The 18,171-nt window shown below is 41.9% G+C and carries 15 protein-coding genes; 12 read left to right on the forward strand and 3 right to left on the reverse strand.

The annotated features are described in order from the left end of the window. Nucleotides 1–190 precede the first annotated feature (190 nt). The 6 genes from OEG80_RS12760 (at nucleotide 191) to OEG80_RS12785 (ending at nucleotide 6,915) form a co-directional block, all read left to right on the forward strand. Nucleotides 191–1,288, forward strand: coding sequence for a LysM peptidoglycan-binding domain-containing protein (locus OEG80_RS12760; protein ID WP_226939318.1), 1,098 nt, complete (start codon nucleotides 191–193; stop codon nucleotides 1,286–1,288). A gap of 54 nt (nucleotides 1,289–1,342) precedes the next feature. Continuing rightward, complete coding sequence (gene dprA, locus OEG80_RS12765; protein WP_263241150.1) at nucleotides 1,343–2,566, forward strand: DNA-processing protein DprA; 1,224 nt, start codon at nucleotides 1,343–1,345, stop codon at nucleotides 2,564–2,566. Nucleotides 2,567–2,646: 80 nt separating this feature from the next. Then, nucleotides 2,647–3,291, forward strand: a complete 645-nt coding sequence (locus tag OEG80_RS12770) for an L-threonylcarbamoyladenylate synthase (RefSeq protein WP_263241151.1) — start codon at nucleotides 2,647–2,649, stop codon at nucleotides 3,289–3,291. Between the two features lie 143 nt (nucleotides 3,292–3,434). Next, nucleotides 3,435–4,397 carry a TIGR01777 family oxidoreductase gene (locus OEG80_RS12775; RefSeq protein ID WP_263241153.1) on the forward strand — a complete coding sequence of 321 codons (963 nt, stop codon included), beginning with the start codon at nucleotides 3,435–3,437 and terminating at the stop codon, nucleotides 4,395–4,397. A 335-nt stretch (nucleotides 4,398–4,732) separates the two neighbouring features. Then, nucleotides 4,733–5,686 (forward strand): metallophosphoesterase, encoded by a 954-nt coding sequence (locus OEG80_RS12780; RefSeq protein WP_263241155.1) that lies wholly within the window; start codon nucleotides 4,733–4,735, stop codon nucleotides 5,684–5,686. Nucleotides 5,687–5,766: 80 nt separating this feature from the next. Next, nucleotides 5,767–6,915: a metallophosphoesterase gene (locus tag OEG80_RS12785; RefSeq protein WP_263241156.1), complete on the forward strand. Its 1,149-nt coding sequence runs from the start codon at nucleotides 5,767–5,769 to the stop codon at nucleotides 6,913–6,915. Between the two features lie 32 nt (nucleotides 6,916–6,947). Here the strand turns inward: OEG80_RS12785 and OEG80_RS12790 are convergent, their stop codons facing one another. Next, a complete protein-coding gene (locus OEG80_RS12790; RefSeq protein ID WP_263241157.1) occupies nucleotides 6,948–8,399 on the reverse strand; it encodes an alpha/beta hydrolase in 1,452 nt (483 codons plus the stop codon). Nucleotides 8,400–9,001: 602 nt separating this feature from the next. Here OEG80_RS12790 and grpE point away from each other — a divergent pair. After that, nucleotides 9,002–9,616 (forward strand): nucleotide exchange factor GrpE, encoded by a 615-nt coding sequence (gene grpE, locus OEG80_RS12795; RefSeq protein WP_011514755.1) that lies wholly within the window; start codon nucleotides 9,002–9,004, stop codon nucleotides 9,614–9,616. A 294-nt stretch (nucleotides 9,617–9,910) separates the two neighbouring features. Beyond that, nucleotides 9,911–11,854, forward strand: coding sequence for a molecular chaperone DnaK (gene dnaK, locus OEG80_RS12800; protein WP_011514754.1), 1,944 nt, complete (start codon nucleotides 9,911–9,913; stop codon nucleotides 11,852–11,854). 85 nt (nucleotides 11,855–11,939) lie between these two features. Here the strand turns inward: dnaK and OEG80_RS12805 are convergent, their stop codons facing one another. Further along, a complete protein-coding gene (locus OEG80_RS12805) occupies nucleotides 11,940–12,773 on the reverse strand; it encodes a methyltransferase domain-containing protein (RefSeq protein WP_263241159.1) in 834 nt (277 codons plus the stop codon). 66 nt (nucleotides 12,774–12,839) lie between these two features. Beyond that, entirely contained in the window at nucleotides 12,840–14,072 is a 1,233-nt protein-coding gene (locus tag OEG80_RS12810) for an 8-amino-7-oxononanoate synthase (protein ID WP_263241160.1), read from the reverse strand. Nucleotides 14,073–14,392: 320 nt separating this feature from the next. Between OEG80_RS12810 and OEG80_RS12815 the strand changes: the two genes are divergently transcribed. The 4 genes from OEG80_RS12815 (at nucleotide 14,393) to OEG80_RS12830 (ending at nucleotide 18,106) form a co-directional block, all read left to right on the forward strand. Beyond that, nucleotides 14,393–14,932 carry a porin family protein gene (locus OEG80_RS12815; RefSeq protein ID WP_011514751.1) on the forward strand — a complete coding sequence of 180 codons (540 nt, stop codon included), beginning with the start codon at nucleotides 14,393–14,395 and terminating at the stop codon, nucleotides 14,930–14,932. Between the two features lie 259 nt (nucleotides 14,933–15,191). After that, nucleotides 15,192–15,689 carry an NfeD family protein gene (locus tag OEG80_RS12820; protein WP_263241161.1) on the forward strand — a complete coding sequence of 166 codons (498 nt, stop codon included), beginning with the start codon at nucleotides 15,192–15,194 and terminating at the stop codon, nucleotides 15,687–15,689. A gap of 15 nt (nucleotides 15,690–15,704) precedes the next feature. Further along, a complete protein-coding gene (locus OEG80_RS12825) occupies nucleotides 15,705–16,565 on the forward strand; it encodes an SPFH domain-containing protein (protein WP_011514749.1) in 861 nt (286 codons plus the stop codon). A 155-nt stretch (nucleotides 16,566–16,720) separates the two neighbouring features. Beyond that, nucleotides 16,721–18,106: an esterase-like activity of phytase family protein gene (locus OEG80_RS12830; protein ID WP_263241162.1), complete on the forward strand. Its 1,386-nt coding sequence runs from the start codon at nucleotides 16,721–16,723 to the stop codon at nucleotides 18,104–18,106. The last annotated feature ends 65 nt before the right edge of the window (nucleotides 18,107–18,171 follow it).

The raw sequence follows: 18,171 nt of genomic DNA on the forward strand, positions 1-18,171 counted from the left end.
TTAGCAATCATACCTGTCACTCATATCAGTCACTAACACTGAATAGCTGCTCTATAGACGTTATGATAAGGTGCTATAAGTCATTATTTTTCCTTAATTCTTTGTTGTTATTTTTAAATAAAGGTAAAATAAGCCAACTTAAGTAGCCTTGATTATGGCGCTACCAGCGTTACATATTGTGGATATAACCATGAAGATGAGCTTAAAAAATATCGTAAAAGCGCTATTGGTGACAACCTTTAGTGGTGCAATGCTGATGAGCACCGCCCACGCTAATAATCCGCCGCCGACCATTAAAGCGGATGCGCCCAATCGCTATATTGTCAAAAAAGGCGATACTTTGTGGGATATCTCAGGACGTTATCTGGATAGTCCATGGCGCTGGAAAGAGATTTGGGCGACCAATAAGCAAATCAAAAACCCTCATCTTATTTATCCTAATGACGTTTTGATTTTATGCGTCATACAAGGTAAAACTCTGATCGGCGTTGATACGGGCGAGGGTTGTGCAGGGATTGAAAAACAGTTAACAGGCAATGTGGTGACTACGACAGTCGCTGTTACTTCTGCTGTCAATAGCATTCCGCCGATTCCTTGGTCTGCCATTCAACATTGGCTTGATAAGACACTGATTGTTAATCCGCAAGATTTTAATACCACGCCTTATATTCTAGCCTCTAAAAAAGGCAATTTAATTACGGCTAGTGGTGACAAGGTTTATGCCAAAGGCGTGCCACTGCTTGTAGGTCAACGTTATGGTATCTACCGTGAAGGCGAGATGTATATCGAGCCAAAAACGCAAAAAGTCATTGGTTTAGAAGTCACACAAGTGGCAACGGGATTGGTTACGTCTACGGCAACCAATGGCGTGACGAGCTTGCAGCTTATCGACAGTTACGGTAAAGAAGTTCGTGAAGGCGATCGAGTATTTGTTGAATTAGACAATGCTATCCCACCAGTCTTTTATCCGACGCCTGCAACCGTTAATCGCGGTGGTATGATTGTTCGTGTGATGGATTCTATCAGCTCAGCTGCCAAAGGTAGTGTGGTGGCAATTAACTTGGGTCGCATACATGGTGCGAAGCCGGGTGATGTGTTGACTGTTTATCAAAAAGGCGCAGTCATACGTGATATTAAGGACAATGATACACCGGTACGTTTGCCGAGTGAGCCAAGCGGTATGGTGATGGTGTTCAATAGTTTTGACAATATCAGTTATGCTTATGTGCTTGAGTCTGAGCTGCCACTGAGCATTGGTGATCAGCTGTTGCCACCTCCTTATTTATAACACTGCCTCAAGTTTTAGCGAGCAGATATTAAATAAGCCTATAAGAGTCATACGATGATGACGGTAGCCACTTTTACTTTATCAGATGAGCAGCGTGCAATACTGGCGCTGTGGTTTGAGTTAAATGCGTCATTATCATCTTATCATAAACTCATTCATAACTATGATAGTGCGCAGCTTGCATGGCAAGCTGGCGTAGAGTCGTGGCGTCAACTAGGGATTCATCATAGCCATTTAACTCGTCATGAACATCCAGAGAAAACGCGCGCCAGCATCGATACCATTCAACAAGCATTGATAGAAGCAAAGTACGGTCTATTATTTGCCGACCAACCCAACTATCCTGCTCAATTGTTAGAAATCTACGATCCGCCGCCGCTGTTATTTTATCGAGGTAATAGTGAATTGTTGCGTTGGGCACAAATCGCTATTGTTGGCAGTCGCAAGCCAACGGCACACGCGCAAAAAATTACCTTTGATATGGCACAGTATCTTGCACAAGCAGGCTACGTCATTACCAGTGGACTTGCCATTGGTGTGGATAAACGTGCCCATCTTGGCGCATTGGCACAGACCGATGTAGCGTGCCAAGGTCGCACAGTGGGCGTTATGGGGACGGGTATTGATGTTAATTATCCCAATCATCATGATCGTCTGTTTAGCCAAATTATTGAGCAAGGTGGTTGCATCATCAGTGAACTATTACCGCATACACTACCACATAAGCATACTTTTCCACGTCGCAACCGCTTGGTTGCAGGGTTGAGCCTTGCGACCATCGTCACTGAGGCAACGATTAAAAGTGGTTCGCTAATTACTGCGCGCCTCACATCCGAGCAAGGTAAGCAAGTTTTTGCAATTCCAAGTCATATAGATAATAGTAATGCTGAAGGGTGCCATCATCTAATACGTGAGGGTGCGACCTTGGTTTATCATCCTCAGCAAGTATTGGATGATATCAGTGTGCAATTGCCAAGCCAGTCTCAGCAGCATCAACTTGATCATAATTCAAAAGCACAAAGTCTTGATAAGTCAGTATTTAATCAGTCTGCTACCATTAAAAAAACAATAAAACCTCAGGAAGTGAAGCCAGCGCCTAGTATTACTGTACCTGAGCATCTAACCACCTTGTTTGAAAAGTTGGACTGGCATGGTCAAGATTTGGATGCACTTATCCTTGTGACTGATCTTGTGCCCGCACAATTGATTGGGCAGTTGATGGAGCTAGAGCTATTGGGCGCAGTGACGGTCCAAGGTGGACGCTATTTACGTATTTAAATATACTTGCAGCACTGCATTTTTTGTAAAATAAATTCACGCTATCTCTTTTCATTCTCTTTGTTCTAAAGGCATTATTTATGTCCTTATCTACACCCCTTATTACTGACTCTACTATTCAAGCGGCTACTTGGCTTAAAAAGGGGCAGCTACTTGCTTACCCAACCGAAAGTGTGTGGGGCATTGGTTGTGACCCATTCAATAAGCAAGCAGTCATGCGGCTACTTGATATCAAGCAGCGCCCAATAGAGAAGGGGATGATTGTGGTCACTGATAGTCCCAGCCGTATTACGGCTCTGCTAGAAGGTTTGAGTATTGACCAACGTCAAAGGGTGCTTGATAGCTGGCAAGCTGATTCTATAAACGCCGCTGCCAAACAAGCGCATACTTGGCTACTACCTATTCCAAAAAATCTGCCGATTACTATTCCATCATGGATTACTGGTGCTCATGATAGTGTTGCCGTACGTGTGATTGATCATCCATTGGTTAAGCGACTGTGTGCGCAAATGGTGTCAGTTAGCAATCCTTACGGTTTTGTCGTCTCAACAAGCTGCAACCCATCAGGAAAGCCACCTGCTCTGTCACTCATCGAAGCACAGAGTTATTTCTTAGGTGACAATGTAAACTCAAATGAGTGCGTTGGTTATCTTAAAGGGGAAACACTAGGCTATCAGTTACCAAGCCAAATAAGCGATGCATTGACAGGACAAGTTATTCGATAGTTTAATATTTAATAGCCAAAATTTCGTATAACTATCTCTGATTCTCATTACTCAGCCCTAACGTCTACACTTGTCCCCTTGTTTTCATAGTGTGCTTTTTGTCACACTGATGAGAATATAATCAATAATAAGGATAATAAGTGATGAATATTCTAATCAGTGGTGGTTCGGGATTTTTGGGTAGTGCTTTTAGCCAAGAGCTCTTGATGCGCTACCAAGAGATGGGAAAAGCGTTACAGATTACTTGGTTGACCCGTGATAGTAATCAAGTACATCCTAGTGATATCACAATGCTGACCTATGATGAACTTGCAAGTTCAGATGCATACTTTGATGTGGTTTTAAATCTAGCGGGTGCAGGTATTGCTGATGCGCGCTGGAGTGACGATCGTAAAGAGCAATTGCTAGCCAGTCGAATGAAGCCGACAAAAGATATACTGGCATTTGTTGCCCGCAGTCATGTAAAGCCAAAATTGCTTGTTAGTGGTTCCGCGATTGGTTGGTATGGCAATCAAGGCGATAAACCCTTGACTGAGAGCAGTGGTTTTCAGACAGATTTTGCCCATCAGTTATGTAATGACTGGGAGCAACTGGCGTTACAAGCAACTGAGTTTGGTGTGCCAGTGACGCTTGTGCGTACGGGTGTGGTCATCCATCCTACAGGCGGTATGCTTAGCAAGCTCTTAACCTCTTTTAAAATGGGTGTTGGTGGGCAGTTAGGTAATGGTCAACAAATCATGAGTTGGATCAGCCGTGATGATTGGGTAGCGGCAGTAACATTTATTATAGAGCAGCAGCTTAATGATAGTGCTTTTCAGGTTAACGAGAATACGCTCCATCCAGCAAGCATTAACGACATGAAAATTTATAATCTAACCGCGCCAAATCCTGTGAGCAATCATACTTTTACCAAAACATTAGGCGCTTGGCTACATCGTCCGACCTTTTTTACTTTACCGGAATTTTTACTTAAGCTGATATTTGGTGAAATGTCGACACTGCTTATTGATGGACAGAAGGTGCTGCCGAAAGCATTGCTCGATAGTGGGTTTGAGTTTAAACATCAAACGCTTAAAGAAGCCTTGGAACAACAAGCAGTAAAATAGTCCTCATCAAATCTGGCATAATAAATCTATAGTAAGCGTTATAGCTATTTCATAGACTAAAAAAGCGGATTGTTTCACATGAAACAATCCGCTTTTTTGGTTTTGATAAAGGGATAAGCACATAAATAGTGTCAGGTTTCAATAAACAAAAACTCTGTCTTCAACAGGTAAGAATATTGACGTACTATACGTGCGTCTTTGGCTGGTTAAATTTTGTTATGTGGCTTTTTATAATAGGTACGCAACTACTTGCGTTTATGACGAGTATGATGTTTTGGTGGTTAATCAAACCAAAATTTCGCTTTAGTCGTATAAGTTTAGTCCTCAGTATTTTTGTGATTAATAATACTTTTCTTATCTACGGGCTGAGTGAGTTTTGGCGAGAGCGCTTTCATGTCTATCTGGCCGCCAGTATTTTGCAAGGCTTTATGTTGTATGTTGGTTTGGTTACCGCTATCATTGCTATTATTTATACTCAGGTTTTTAAACAGAAGCTCAATAACGTATCCATTCGCGCGTTTGCAGTCGCTGTTTATACGGGGATTATAAGCTTGGCAGTGTTTAATGCCTACTCTCCAGTCATTCATCATTTGACGGTAAAAATGGAAAAAAATTTAGTCAAACCGATGAGAATAGCTTTAGTTTCTGATACCCATTTGGGTAGATGGTTTGGTAATCAGCAGATAGATAAAATGGTTGCGCTAATAGATGGGCAAAATCCTGATGTGGTGCTTATCGCCGGTGACGTCATGAACGATTCTACTGATGCTTATAATAAAACCAATATGCATGAGCATTTATCAAAATTAAGAGCGCCACTTGGTGTCTATGCAACTTTAGGTAATCATGATTACTCTGGTAATGAGATTGCGATTGCCGAAGCGATTGAGCGTGCCGGCATACAGGTGATTGATAATAAAAGTGTATGGTTGGATGATGCTGTATTGCTGGTTGGGCGTTCAGATGCGACAGACCCTAAGCGTCCTGCGGCAGCAGATTTGATGGGTGACATTCAAACTGATAAACCAGTGCTGTTTTTGGAGCATAGTCCTGAGGCTTTAGCAGAAATAAAGGACTTGCCAGTTGATTTACATTTATCAGGGCATACCCATGGCGGTCAAATATTTCCTTTAACCGTTTTACTAAAATGGTTTACGCCTTTGGTTTATGGCTTTAAATCAGTAAATGGTAGCCAGTTTTTGGTCACTTCAGGCTATGGTATTGGAGCAGTGCCATTTAGGTTAGGAACGCGCTCTGAGATTTGGTTGATTACTTTACAACCGACCTAATGCGCTTCAATATATTGTGATTAAATGAATTTAGCTCAGAATAAACACACAGTGCTTAAACCCCGCTCAAGGATTTGCTCATGCGTTACGCCTTTATTCTCACCATTATTGTGCTGCTAGAGCTTTTTAGCACGGGTGCAGCGCTCAGCTTGCAGTGGTGGCTGCAGCCTTGGATAGATTCGACAACTACATCGATTGCGGTATGGATAGGGGTGTTTTTAATCACTCATGTTTTATTATTACTAAGCGTTACCAAGCTATTTTCTAATAGCTATCGCTGGATGAGTGGTTGGATGTTAGTGATGCATTTCATGATGCTGACTGCGGTAGCGACTGGTATATTGTATGGCGGGTCTTGGCTTTTAACCCCCTTGCTTGATAGTACGCTTGACCATTCAGAGATAATTGCTGCTGGATTACGCGTTTTTGCGCTGCTGTTTTTTATAGGGCTGTTTGCATATGCTTTATATAGCGCATATATACCCGTTGTGCGTGAGCTGTCGATTCATATTCATAAACCTTTAAACAATCCATTGCGTATCGCGGTCGCTAGTGATTTACATTTAGGTCGGCTATTTGGTAATAAAGCCATTGAGCGGCTGCATATCATGCTAAACAAGTATCAAGCAGATATCTTATTGATGCCAGGCGATATCATGGATGACAATACCCAGGCATTTAACACTTATAATATGAAAGATAGCTTGGCAAAACTTGTCGCCAGTTTGCCATATGGTGTCTATGCGACGTTGGGTAATCATGATTTATATGGTCATGAGCAGCCCATCAGTAACTCTTTACGCGCGGCGGGTGTGCAGTTATTAAATGATGAAGCAACACACTTTAACCATCAAGGAGAAGTGGTCTGGCTAATGGGACGCTTTGATAATCACAAGCGTCAGCGTGTCGCAACGACTGAGCTGCTCGCACAAGTCAATAGCGCTGAGCCCGTGGTTCTTTTAGATCACAGACCTAGCGCTATCATCGAACACAGTCAGCTACCAATAGATTTGCAAGTATCAGGACATACCCATAACGGTCAAATATTCCCTGCTAATTTTATCGTCAGCGCGATTAACCGTTTGGGTTATGGCTATGAAGCCATTGGCAATGGACATTTTGTGGTGTCCTCAGGCTATGGATTTTGGGGGATACCGTTTCGACTAGGCTCCCGATCAGAGATTTGGATAATCAATCTTATAGGTACCGATATAGGTACTCAAATTTAAGATCAATAAGCACTCAAATATTAAAACTCTAATTAAGCGCTCAATAGCGCCCTTGTTTTTATGATTTCACGCACAAAATTAGCAAACCCTGTGATGATATGCTGAGTTTCTTGCCCTAATCTTTGATGAACGCTCATAAAGTGAATAAATCCATGCGGTGCGCCAAGTACCGTATGGGTTTGTACGGCTATACCAAAACTCTTTAGCTGATTGGCATAAGCAAACGCTTCATCACGTAAGACATCTAATTCTGCTGCAACGACATAACTTGGACAAACCTGTCGATTGTCCCCAAGCATCGGTGAGGTCAGGATATGCTGGCGCGGTAACGGACTATTTTCTAAACAAGCGGCATCAAAAATGGCAACATCAGCATGGTCGAGTAATAGACCTTCACCATATAACTCCCAGCTTGGATAATCGGTCTCAATATCGGTCACAGGATATAAGGGCATCTGTGCCATAGGATGTGGTAAACCTTGTAATATATCAAAGGTCTTTTGACCTTCATCACCTAGATCCAACCAAGCCTCTTTATTTGGCGTGATGATTTGCTGAGCCATCAAAGTAGATAATCCACCACCTGCGCTATCACCTGCTAATACAATGCGTGATGGTAAAGCACCAAATTCTTCACAATGTTCAGCTAACCAAGCATAGGCACTGATACAGTCTCTTACGGCAGCAGGGGCAGGGTGTTCAGGTGCTAAGCGATAATCAACACTAATGACCGGCCAGCCCGTTTGCTCACAAATGGCATGACAAAATTCATGATGGGTATTAAGGTCACCAATACAAAATCCACCACCATGAAAAAACAATAGCACGGTCTCATCAGGATTACTGGTTTGCTCTTTTTTAAAGCCAAAACCATTGTCAGAGGTCTCATTTTGATAGCAGCGAATGGTCATATCACCGTCGTCGGCATTGGTAATCGTTCTATCTTGCCAACTGATAGCGCTATCGCCTTTTTTATGAAACTGTTTCAAATTGCTAAGCAAGTTGTCAGAAGCTTGCTGCCATACTTTTGGTGCTTGCATAGCGACCGCATCTGTTGCAAAGCGTTTACGCAGCTCAGACATCTCTATCAGCTGCAAAGGCGTTTTTAGCTTGCTATTGACCGCAAGTATTAAGCGCAGATGGGCATCAACATGCAAATATTGCTTTGAAGTAGGTCCATCTAAACACTTTATCAAACTCTCAAGAATCGGCGTAGGTAAGCAGCCAAAGCTTTTTATGGCATAGTGCAGTAGATGCGGTTGATAGTTGGTCATCAGATGGTGCTCAAGTATCTTTTCTTTAATAGATAAGCCTTTATCCTCGCGACTATCTTGCAAAGCACTCTCTTCTATATCTATTATTTCATCTGATAAATTGATATCAGTGCTTTTGGGGTTCTTATCTTGTCCAAATGACATAAGATTTAGGGTCTTCACCGCTTTATTGAGTAAGGTGTTGACTGATAGTACTGTTGAGTTAGACATAACACCTCTTAAAAATCATGGTGAATACTTATTAATGGTAAGTATTCACTGTTAGTATTTTGCTGACATTTGGCAAATGTGTAATGACTGTTATGCAGTCAATTTTGATTATAGCAATCATAAAATAATCGAAAATTAAGTTGGGTATTCTTTGGTAATAGTTTGGGTACAAAGCGTAAAGGATTAGGAATAAATGACGACTTTTTGTACCTTTTGTTGGCGTAACTACATATTTATGGTTAATAAAGATCAGCAATGTGTATGCGAAATTGATAGATATCCGACTGTTTTTTCTTTATTTGCATAGGGTTTTTTATTGGTGAGAAAAATTCCTTGCATTGGGCTTGAAATTTGCCTCCACAACCTTTATCAAGCAGCTATTGAAAGGTGATTACATATAGTTATATAAAGAACCAGTAATAAAGGTTAAGTAGGCAGTATAAGCCTATGAATTATGAGTAAATGCATTAGTAATAACCACAAAGTGGCGAGCGCTGCGCCAATTTTTTGTGTGCTACATTGCATCATTATTACGACACTATTAAATAATGACACTATTAAATTATGACGCTATTAAATTATGACACTATCAAGGAGTTATCATGAGTGAGCAAAATAACAACCACGAATCGATCGATCAAAATGTTTCACATGACAATGTTTCACATGACAATGTGGTACACGATGAGAGCATCTTAGAAGAGACTTTAAAAGAATTTGACCCACAAAATAATGCTGGTGAAGAAAGTGTCATCGAAAATGATATTGATCTTGATACTTTTAAAGCCCGTATCGCTGAGCTAGAAGGCGAAGTTAAACAAGCTAAAGAAAGTACCGCTCGTGCCAATGCCGAAACTTACAATGCGCAAAAGCGTATGGAGCAAGAAGCGGATAAGAGCAAACGTTTTGCACTACAGAAATTTGCCAAAGAGCTTTTGGAAGTGGTGGACAACTTGGAGCGTGCGATTGAAAACGTCAATGCAGACGATCCAGTTACTGAAGGTGTGAGACTGACACATAAAGCATTGCTAGATGTGCTGAACAAAAATGGCGTCGAAGTGGTCGAGCCACAAGGCGAAAAATTCAATGCTGATTTTCATGAAGCGGTCGGTATCGACGCTGATGCGCCAGCCGATACTGTTGGTACAGTCTTGCAAAAAGGCTATAGTTTAAATGGACGTTTATTACGTCCGGCGATGGTACGTGTCGGTCAGTAGTAAGTAGGACAGGCGCTAAAGCGGTAGTATGCTAAGCATATAACGTCGCCAATGTAGTCCTAGATGCTTATAGAGTATATAGGCAAAAGATATTCAGTCTTTAACTGTGCTAAACCTTATTATTAGTGAGGGTTTTCACAAAAAATCACACAAAAGGCATTATTTGCATGGCTATCGACTTGAAAAAATACATAAGCAAACCGATATAAAGCAACAAGTGACCGACTACGATCTAGTGATCGACGGTCTGATGAAATAAAATTTTATTTAAAAATAAATTAGGAGCAATTCATTATGGGTAAAGTCATTGGTATTGATTTAGGTACAACCAACTCATGTGTCGCAGTAATGGAAGGTGATAAAGTTAAAATCATCGAAAATGCTGAAGGTACGCGTACCACCCCATCGATTGTCGCTTATAAAGATGACGAGATCCTTGTCGGTCAGTCAGCCAAGCGTCAAGCAGTCACCAACCCAAATAACACGCTTTTTGCTATCAAGCGTTTGATTGGTCGTCGTTTTGATGACAAAGTCGTGCAAAAAGACATTGGTATGGTGCCTTACAAAATCGCCAAAGCCGATAACGGTGATGCATGGGTTGAAATCAACGGCAAAAAACTAGCACCACCACAGGTTTCTGCGGAAATCTTGAAAAAAATGAAAAAAACAGCCGAAGATTATCTTGGTGAAGCCGTTACGGAAGCAGTCGTTACTGTACCTGCTTACTTTAATGATTCACAGCGCCAAGCAACTAAAGATGCTGGTAAAATTGCGGGTCTTGATGTAAAACGTATCATCAACGAACCAACAGCAGCGGCTCTTGCTTATGGCATGGACAAAAAGCAAGGCGATAGCACTGTTGCCGTTTATGACTTAGGTGGTGGTACCTTTGACGTATCAATCATCGAAATCGCTGACGTTGATGGCGAGCAGCAGTTTGAGGTACTAGCGACCAATGGTGACACTTTCCTTGGTGGCGAAGATTTTGACTCAGCATTGATTGACTTCTTAGTCGCTGAATTCAAAAAAGACCAAGACGTCAACCTAAAAGGTGACTCTCTTGCGATGCAGCGTCTCAAAGAAGCGGCAGAAAAAGCAAAAATTGAGCTATCAAGTGCCCAAAGTACTGAAGTAAACTTGCCGTATATCACTGCTGATAGCAGTGGTCCTAAGCATTTGGTTGTGACTATCAGTCGCTCAAAACTTGAGAGCTTAACTGAAGAGTTGGTACAACGTACCATGGGTCCTTGTAAGATTGCCCTTGAAGATGCAGGTATAAAAATCGGCGATATTGATGATGTCATCTTGGTTGGTGGTCAGACTCGTATGCCATTGGTACAGCAAAAAGTACAAGAATTCTTCGGTCAAGAGCCACGTAAAGACGTGAACCCTGATGAAGCAGTAGCAGCCGGTGCAGCTATTCAAGGTGCGGTATTGTCTGGTGAAAAAACCGACGTATTGCTACTTGATGTGACACCATTGACGCTAGGTATCGAAACCATGGGTGGCATCTTGACGCCAATCATTGAGAAAAATACCATGATTCCGACTAAGAAATCACAGGTATTCTCAACGGCTGAAGACAACCAGCCAGCGGTTAGCATTCAGGTTTATCAAGGCGAGCGTAAAATTGCGAACCAAAATAAACAGCTTGGTCGTTTTGACTTAACCGACATTCCACCAGCACCACGTGGTTTGCCACAAATCGAAGTAAGCTTTGACATCAACGCTGACGGTATCATGAATATCTCAGCGACGGATAAAGGTACTGGTAAAGCACAAAGTATCCAAATCAAAGCGGATTCTGGTTTATCGGACGAAGAAGTTGAACAAATGATTCGTGATGCTGAAGCCAATGCTGCTGAAGATGAGAAATTCGCAAATCTTGCGCAAGTGCGTAACGAAGCAGATGGTCGTATCCATGCGGTACAAAAAGCGCTAAAAGATGCGGCTGATAAAGTATCTGACGATGAAAAGTCATCAGTAGAAGCGGCTATCTCTGAGCTTGAAGCAGCGGCGAAAGAAGATGACCATGAAGAAATCAAAGCCAAGCTTGAAGCATTAGACAATGCCTTCTTACCAGTTAGCCAGAAGATTTATGCTGATGCAGGCGCTAGCGCCGAAGGTATGGATCCAAACCAGTTCCAACAAGGTGCGGATAATGCTGGCGAGAGCAACCAAGCAGACGACGATGTGGTCGATGCTGAGTTCACTGAAGTAGAAGACGACAAAAAATAATTATACTGCTAATAAGTAGTTAAATAAAAAACGCATCCTTCGGGGTGCGTTTTTTTATTTCATTAATAAGATTGCAATTCACATGTCACACTTTAAAAGCGCTTATCATCAGCACATCATAAGTCAAATTCACATAAGGTTGACCGTCTTTATTTAATTCAGAAAACTGTTGCCAATAATCTTGCTCAAATTGTTTTAGACGGGACTTGGTCCATGTAAATGGCTGACCACTGCTTGACTGCGCTTGATTGGTCGATACCCCTGTCAGCTTCATATGTTTAAGAACAGCGTAGGGATTGGCAAAAGGTACATCAAAGCGCTGAGTTAATAGTTTGATATTCTCAAAACCTGCGATTTCTAATGCTGATTGCCACTCATTGATAGTTGGATAATGCAGCCCTTGACCCGTTAGTTGCTTAATTTGCAAAAAGTTATCTAGCGTAAAAGTATTAAAGACTAATTGCCCTCTTGCTCGCAAACATTGGGCAGATTGTTTTACAAAACTCAATGGGTTATCAAACCACTGTACCGCATTTGCACTGACTATTAGGCTGTGCTCTATCAAACTAGGGTTTATTGAGTTAGAGCCTTTGGATAATTCAATGGTTTCAGCATCGCCAATTATTATGTTGGCTGTTGGTACTATCGATTGCAATATCGCTGCCCTTTCAGAACACAGCTCATTGATAAACCAGTGCTGACTTTGAACGTTCTCTGCCAACAACCGTGTCATCTGGCCTGTGCCTGCACCGATTTCAAATACGCTATCTTGCTTAGTACGAGCGATAAGGGCAAGGAGATGCTGACAGATTTGCGCTTGAATATGGGCATGCTGGTCATAATCGTTAGCAGTGGCAAAATGACGCGCGATGGTTTGTTTTCTTGTGCTGAGAATGTCAGGTATAGCAGGAGGTTTCATGTTGTTTGTTGCATCCAAATAATTCGCTTAACGCTAAAAGAAAGTAGTTACTAAAAAATAATCGTATTATAAATGCGCTATCAGCCGCTGACACTCCTCATGGCTAAGCGCTGCATTCATCACTAAGCGAATACGAGCAGTATTGGCAGGAACGGTAGGCGGTCTGACAGGTAAGGCATAAAATCCTGCTACTTGTAGCTGCTTTGCTTTTTCGACAGTGAGCGCATTATCGCCTAGTATATAAGGCACGATAGGAGAGGCATAGCCTGCATCTTGATGAATTAACGACACGCGATATCGTTCGGGAATAGCCTCACTAAGCGTGACGGATAACCGTGCCAAATGAAGGCGCTGCTCCGTTAAGCTTGGCATTTTTGCTAAAATAAAACGTGTCCATGCGTGGTTAATGGGTGGCAATGCGGTGCTAAAAATGAGGGGGCGCATCTGATTAATTAGCCAGTGTTTGACGACATCATCACACATGATATAAGCGCCAATAGAGGCAAACGCTTTACCAAAAGTCCCCACCAGATAATCAATATCAGCCAGTGTTTGGGTTTCTTCTGCCAATCCTAAACCTGAATCACCTAAGATACCGATAGCATGGGCTTCATCGATATACAGCTCAATACGAGCATCTTTTGCTTTTAGTTGTACCAATTGCGCCAAGTCAGCGCGGTCACCATCCATACTAAAGATGCTTTCGGTGACAATAATAATGCGCTCAACACTTGAATCTGCTTGCTCAATAAATTTGGCTAAATGCTCATAGTCGTTGTGACGGTAACGACGATAGCTAACCAGCTTACTTTGGCTTAGGCGTATGCCGTCGATAATACTAGCGTGCACCAGTTTATCTGCCAAAATGAGCGTTTTGATTGGCAATGTCGTCAGTGCAGGCAAAATACCTATATTGGCATGGTAGCCGCTGTTGAATACCAGTACCGATTTTGATGAGGATAGGTTTTTCTTGTCTACGGCGTTTTGATACCATTCTTGTAGTTCAGACTCCAATGCTTGCAGATGTTCATCGTTACCTGTCAAGAGCCTAGAGGAGGTGGCACTCATCCTAGGCATACTATCGACTGGAAATTGATTGAGTTGATTAAGGAAATCGCTCTGGAGTTGCTTATTACTGCCCAAGCCAAGATAATCGTTGCTAGCGATATTGAGTAATCGCTTGCCTTCGCTAATCACATATTGTTCATGGTGTTGTAAGTTAGGTATCTGACGGTATTGATTCGCTGCTTTTAGCGCATTAAGCGACTCTTGCAGACGATTGATAATAAGAGCAGTCATTGATGTCCCTTTTTTTATTTAATCACTTTTATTTGATCGTTTTTACTTATTAAAATGAGTTTCTGAGTAAATCGTCTCAAGAATAAGTAGGGATTATTGCACAAACTGAGTGGTTGTAACAAAAGATTTCATATATCGGCCTTTGTAACTTGAACACTGATAAACACTTGCAAAACTTAACTTTCTTACCATTAAACACTGACAGAGTTTCTGACATGGTTTGTTACTATGTATACATCGTTAGCAAACAAGGCGATATGACTAAAAAGTCCACATAAATAAATAACTTGTTTGTCCACAGTGATTTTAAGGAGATACACATGAAAACTCTACAGAAAACTCTAATTGCATTAGCAGCCGGTTCATTACTAAGCATGGGTGCACAAGCTGCCGTTTCTTATGGCAACGGCTACACTGGTCAACCATACGTTGGTGCTAAAGTCGGTCAATTTGATTTAGACGTTGATGGCGCTGATGATCCAACCGCATATGGCGTATATGCAGGCTACAATTTCGATCCTAACTTTGGTATGGAAGCTGAATTTGTAGGCTCAGATGACGCAGATTACAGAGGCGGTGACATCGACGCAAAAACTTACGGCGCTTATGGTACCTACCGTTATGCTTTCCCAAATACCGGTCTATATGCTAAAGGTAAGCTAGGTGTTGCAAGAACTGAAATAGAAGCGACTGGTACTTCTCCAGCAGGTTTTTACAATGGTTCAAACAAAGATACTAGCTTAGCGGGTGGTGTAGGTCTTGGCTACTCAGTAAACCCTAACTTCAGTGTTGAAGCTGAATATGACAAGCTAGGTAGTGACGCAGATCTTATGACTGTTGGTGCACAGCTAAAGTTCTAATTTCTTGATACTTAATCTCTTTATATTAAAGTATTAATAAGAACGCCCAAAATAAAAAACGATCGCTTCGGCGGTCGTTTTTTTTTGCTTTTTTTAAGCACAATATAACTAGTCTTAGTTTAAGGCAAATATGGATGTGCTTTAATACTAAGAAAGTTGATAGGATTAAGACATTGTTTTTATAGCGCTTTTAAAACGTCCTTGGAGGAGGAAATGTGCTACATTGAAAGCTAGGATAACAAAGATAGGGAATAAAGCAATGATGGAGATTCTTTGGATGATTGAGCCTTGGCATTGGCTGGTATTAGGCTTTTCGCTGCTGATTGTCGAGATGTTTGTGCCAACCTTTGCCAGTCTTTGGTTTGCTGCTGCTGCTATCATAGTGGCTGCGCTTGCATGGCTTCTGCCTGTTTCGGTATCCGTACAAATCATTATCTGGTTACTCCTCTCCGCTATCTTTTTGCTGGCATGGTTTAAGTTTATCAAACCTTTATCGGTTGATCGTACAAAAGCAGGACTTGGCGGCAGTGTGATCATTGGTGAAACAGGTATGATTATTGCGCAGCCGCAGCCAGATAGAGCGGGCATGGTGCGTTTTAATGTGCCTATTGTGGGTGCTACTGAATGGATGTGCCGTACTCGAGGCGAGCAAGTGGCAGTCGGTGATCGAGTAGTGGTCACAGATATCGTTGGTAACGAGCTGATTGTGAGTAGCATGACATCGAAGGCAGCTGTGAACCAAAATATGCACGTATAATAATAAGGATAAATTATGGAAAGCTTTAGCATTGTTATGGTGGTTTTGGTTGCACTGGTAGTCTTTACCGTGTTTAAAGGTGTGCGAATCGTACCACAAGGGTATAAATGGGTGGTACAGCGCTTAGGGAAATATAGCCAAACGTTAGAGCCAGGTCTAAACCTTATTATCCCTTATGTCGATGATGTTTCTTACAAAGTCACGACCAAAGACATCGTCCTTGATATTCCGTCACAAGAAGTGATTACCCGCGATAACGTCGTTATTATCGCTAATGCTGTTGCTTACATTAATATTATTCGCCCTGATAAAGCGGTCTATGGCATCGAAGATTATGAGTATGGTATCCGTAATCTGGTACAAACGTCTTTACGTTCAATCATTGGTGAGATGGATCTTGATAGTGCCTTATCTAGCCGTGATGAAATAAAAATGAAGCTCAAGCATGCCATCTCAGAAGATATTGCAGATTGGGGTATCACGTTAAAGACAGTAGAGATTCAAGATATTAATCCATCGCAAACCATGCAGGCTTCAATGGAAGAGCAGGCAGCGGCAGAGCGTCTACGCCGAGCGACAGTAACCCGTGCTGATGGTCAAAAGCAAGCGGCTATCTTAGAAGCAGATGGGCGTTTAGAAGCCTCACGCCGTGACGCTGAGGCGCAGGTGGTACTGGCGAAAGGCTCAGAGGAGTCTATCCGTCTAATCACTGCGGCAATGGGTACTGAAGAGATGCCGATTGTCTACTTACTTGGCGAGCAGTATATTAAAGCGATTCGTCAGCTGGCTGAGTCTGATAACTCAAAAATGGTGGTATTACCCGCTGACATTCTAAGTACCGTAAAAGGCATGGTCGGTGATAAGCTTAAGGTTTAAGCAGCTGTGCTTTGACCACATGCTATAAGCACAACGTATAAAAATAGCCAGTGAGTATGCTAAGCACTGGTTATTTTTTTGCCTTTAACTTATCTATCATTTTTTATGAAATACCGTTTTTGAATACTAAGAATATTGAGATAAGGAAAATGATAATGACTGAGCAGAAGCTAAATATAGAAGTAATCTCAATTGTGGATTTTCCGCAAGGCAGTCCATTACCTTATAGCGTGCTTGACGCAACGCATACTAATGCTGCCTATCCTGAGAAAAATTTAGAAATACGCGGTGGTGGCTATGGTTCAGATGCGGCGGCACATCCAAGCAATGCCAATCAATTCTATGTACTTACCGATCGAGGTCCCAATGCCGACTTTGATGGTATTGCTGGTCAAGGTAAGCAGTTTTTAGTGCCCGATTATACGCCGTCTATTGGCTTGTTTGATTTACAAGCTGATGGCAAAATCATCAAGATAAAAGACATTGTGCTTAAAGATAGCAATGGCAATCCTATCTCTGGACTACCGAATCCAAAAGCCTTTGGCGGCACCAATGAAGTACCTTATGATATTAATGGTCAACCGATGACGGTGAATCCAGATTTACCGTTTGATGAAGTGACCAATCCTGTTAAAAGCGATATCAATGGCTTAGATCCCGAAGGACTTGCCGCGCTCAAAGATGGCAGTTTTTGGGTCAGCGATGAATATGGTCCACATCTCGTCCACTATGACGTGGATGGGGTGGAAATTGCCCGTATCAATCCTTTTGCGCATGACGAACGCAATAATGTGATTATTAACGGTAAGCAGGTGTTATTACCAGCAGAGTTTACCAAGCGCCGCGCCAATCGTGGTATGGAAGCATTAACCATTACGCCAGATCAGACTACGCTTGTAGGTATCATGGAGTCTTCTATGGACAATCCTGACAAATCGGGTCGTGGCTCTAGTTTGGTTCGTATCGTCACTATTAACTTAGTTTCAGGGAAAATAGAGCAATATTTATATCGTCTTGACGCCGCGCAACATGTAGCGTCAGGGATAGTCGCTATCAATGAACATGAATTTTATCTCGTTGAACATGACCGCAAGTTTTCATTACAAGATAAATCGGCAAAAAAACTCATTTATAAAATAAATATCTCTCAGGCAACAGATATTGAAACCATTATCAGTGCTGATAATCCACATATCATCCAACAAGATCATACTTTCGGTTTGACTATTGACGGTCAAACGCTCGAGCAATTGATAGCAGAAAACGAAGTAAGCTGGCAACTACTCGAAAAGCTAGCTATCAAGCCTGTTAAAAAAACTTTGGTCGTCGATGTGCTTGCTACGCTAAATTATCCGCATGATAAGCTTGAAGGATTATGGTTACGCCAAGATGGCTCGTTAGGTTTGCTCAATGATGATGATTTTGCGATGACAGATACAGAGATAGTGGATGCAAAAAGCACGATTGAACAAAAATACCTAGATAAAGAAAAAACCATAGAGGATGCCAATCGATTATATCTTGTGATGCCTACTGCATAAAGACGGTCTCTAATAATAAGACATTACATTTATCACTAACCAAAAAAAGACCTCAATCGAGGTCT

It is taken from the genome of Psychrobacter sp. SC65A.3, from assembly GCF_025642195.1.
GTDB lineage: Bacteria > Pseudomonadota > Gammaproteobacteria > Pseudomonadales > Moraxellaceae > Psychrobacter > Psychrobacter cryohalolentis.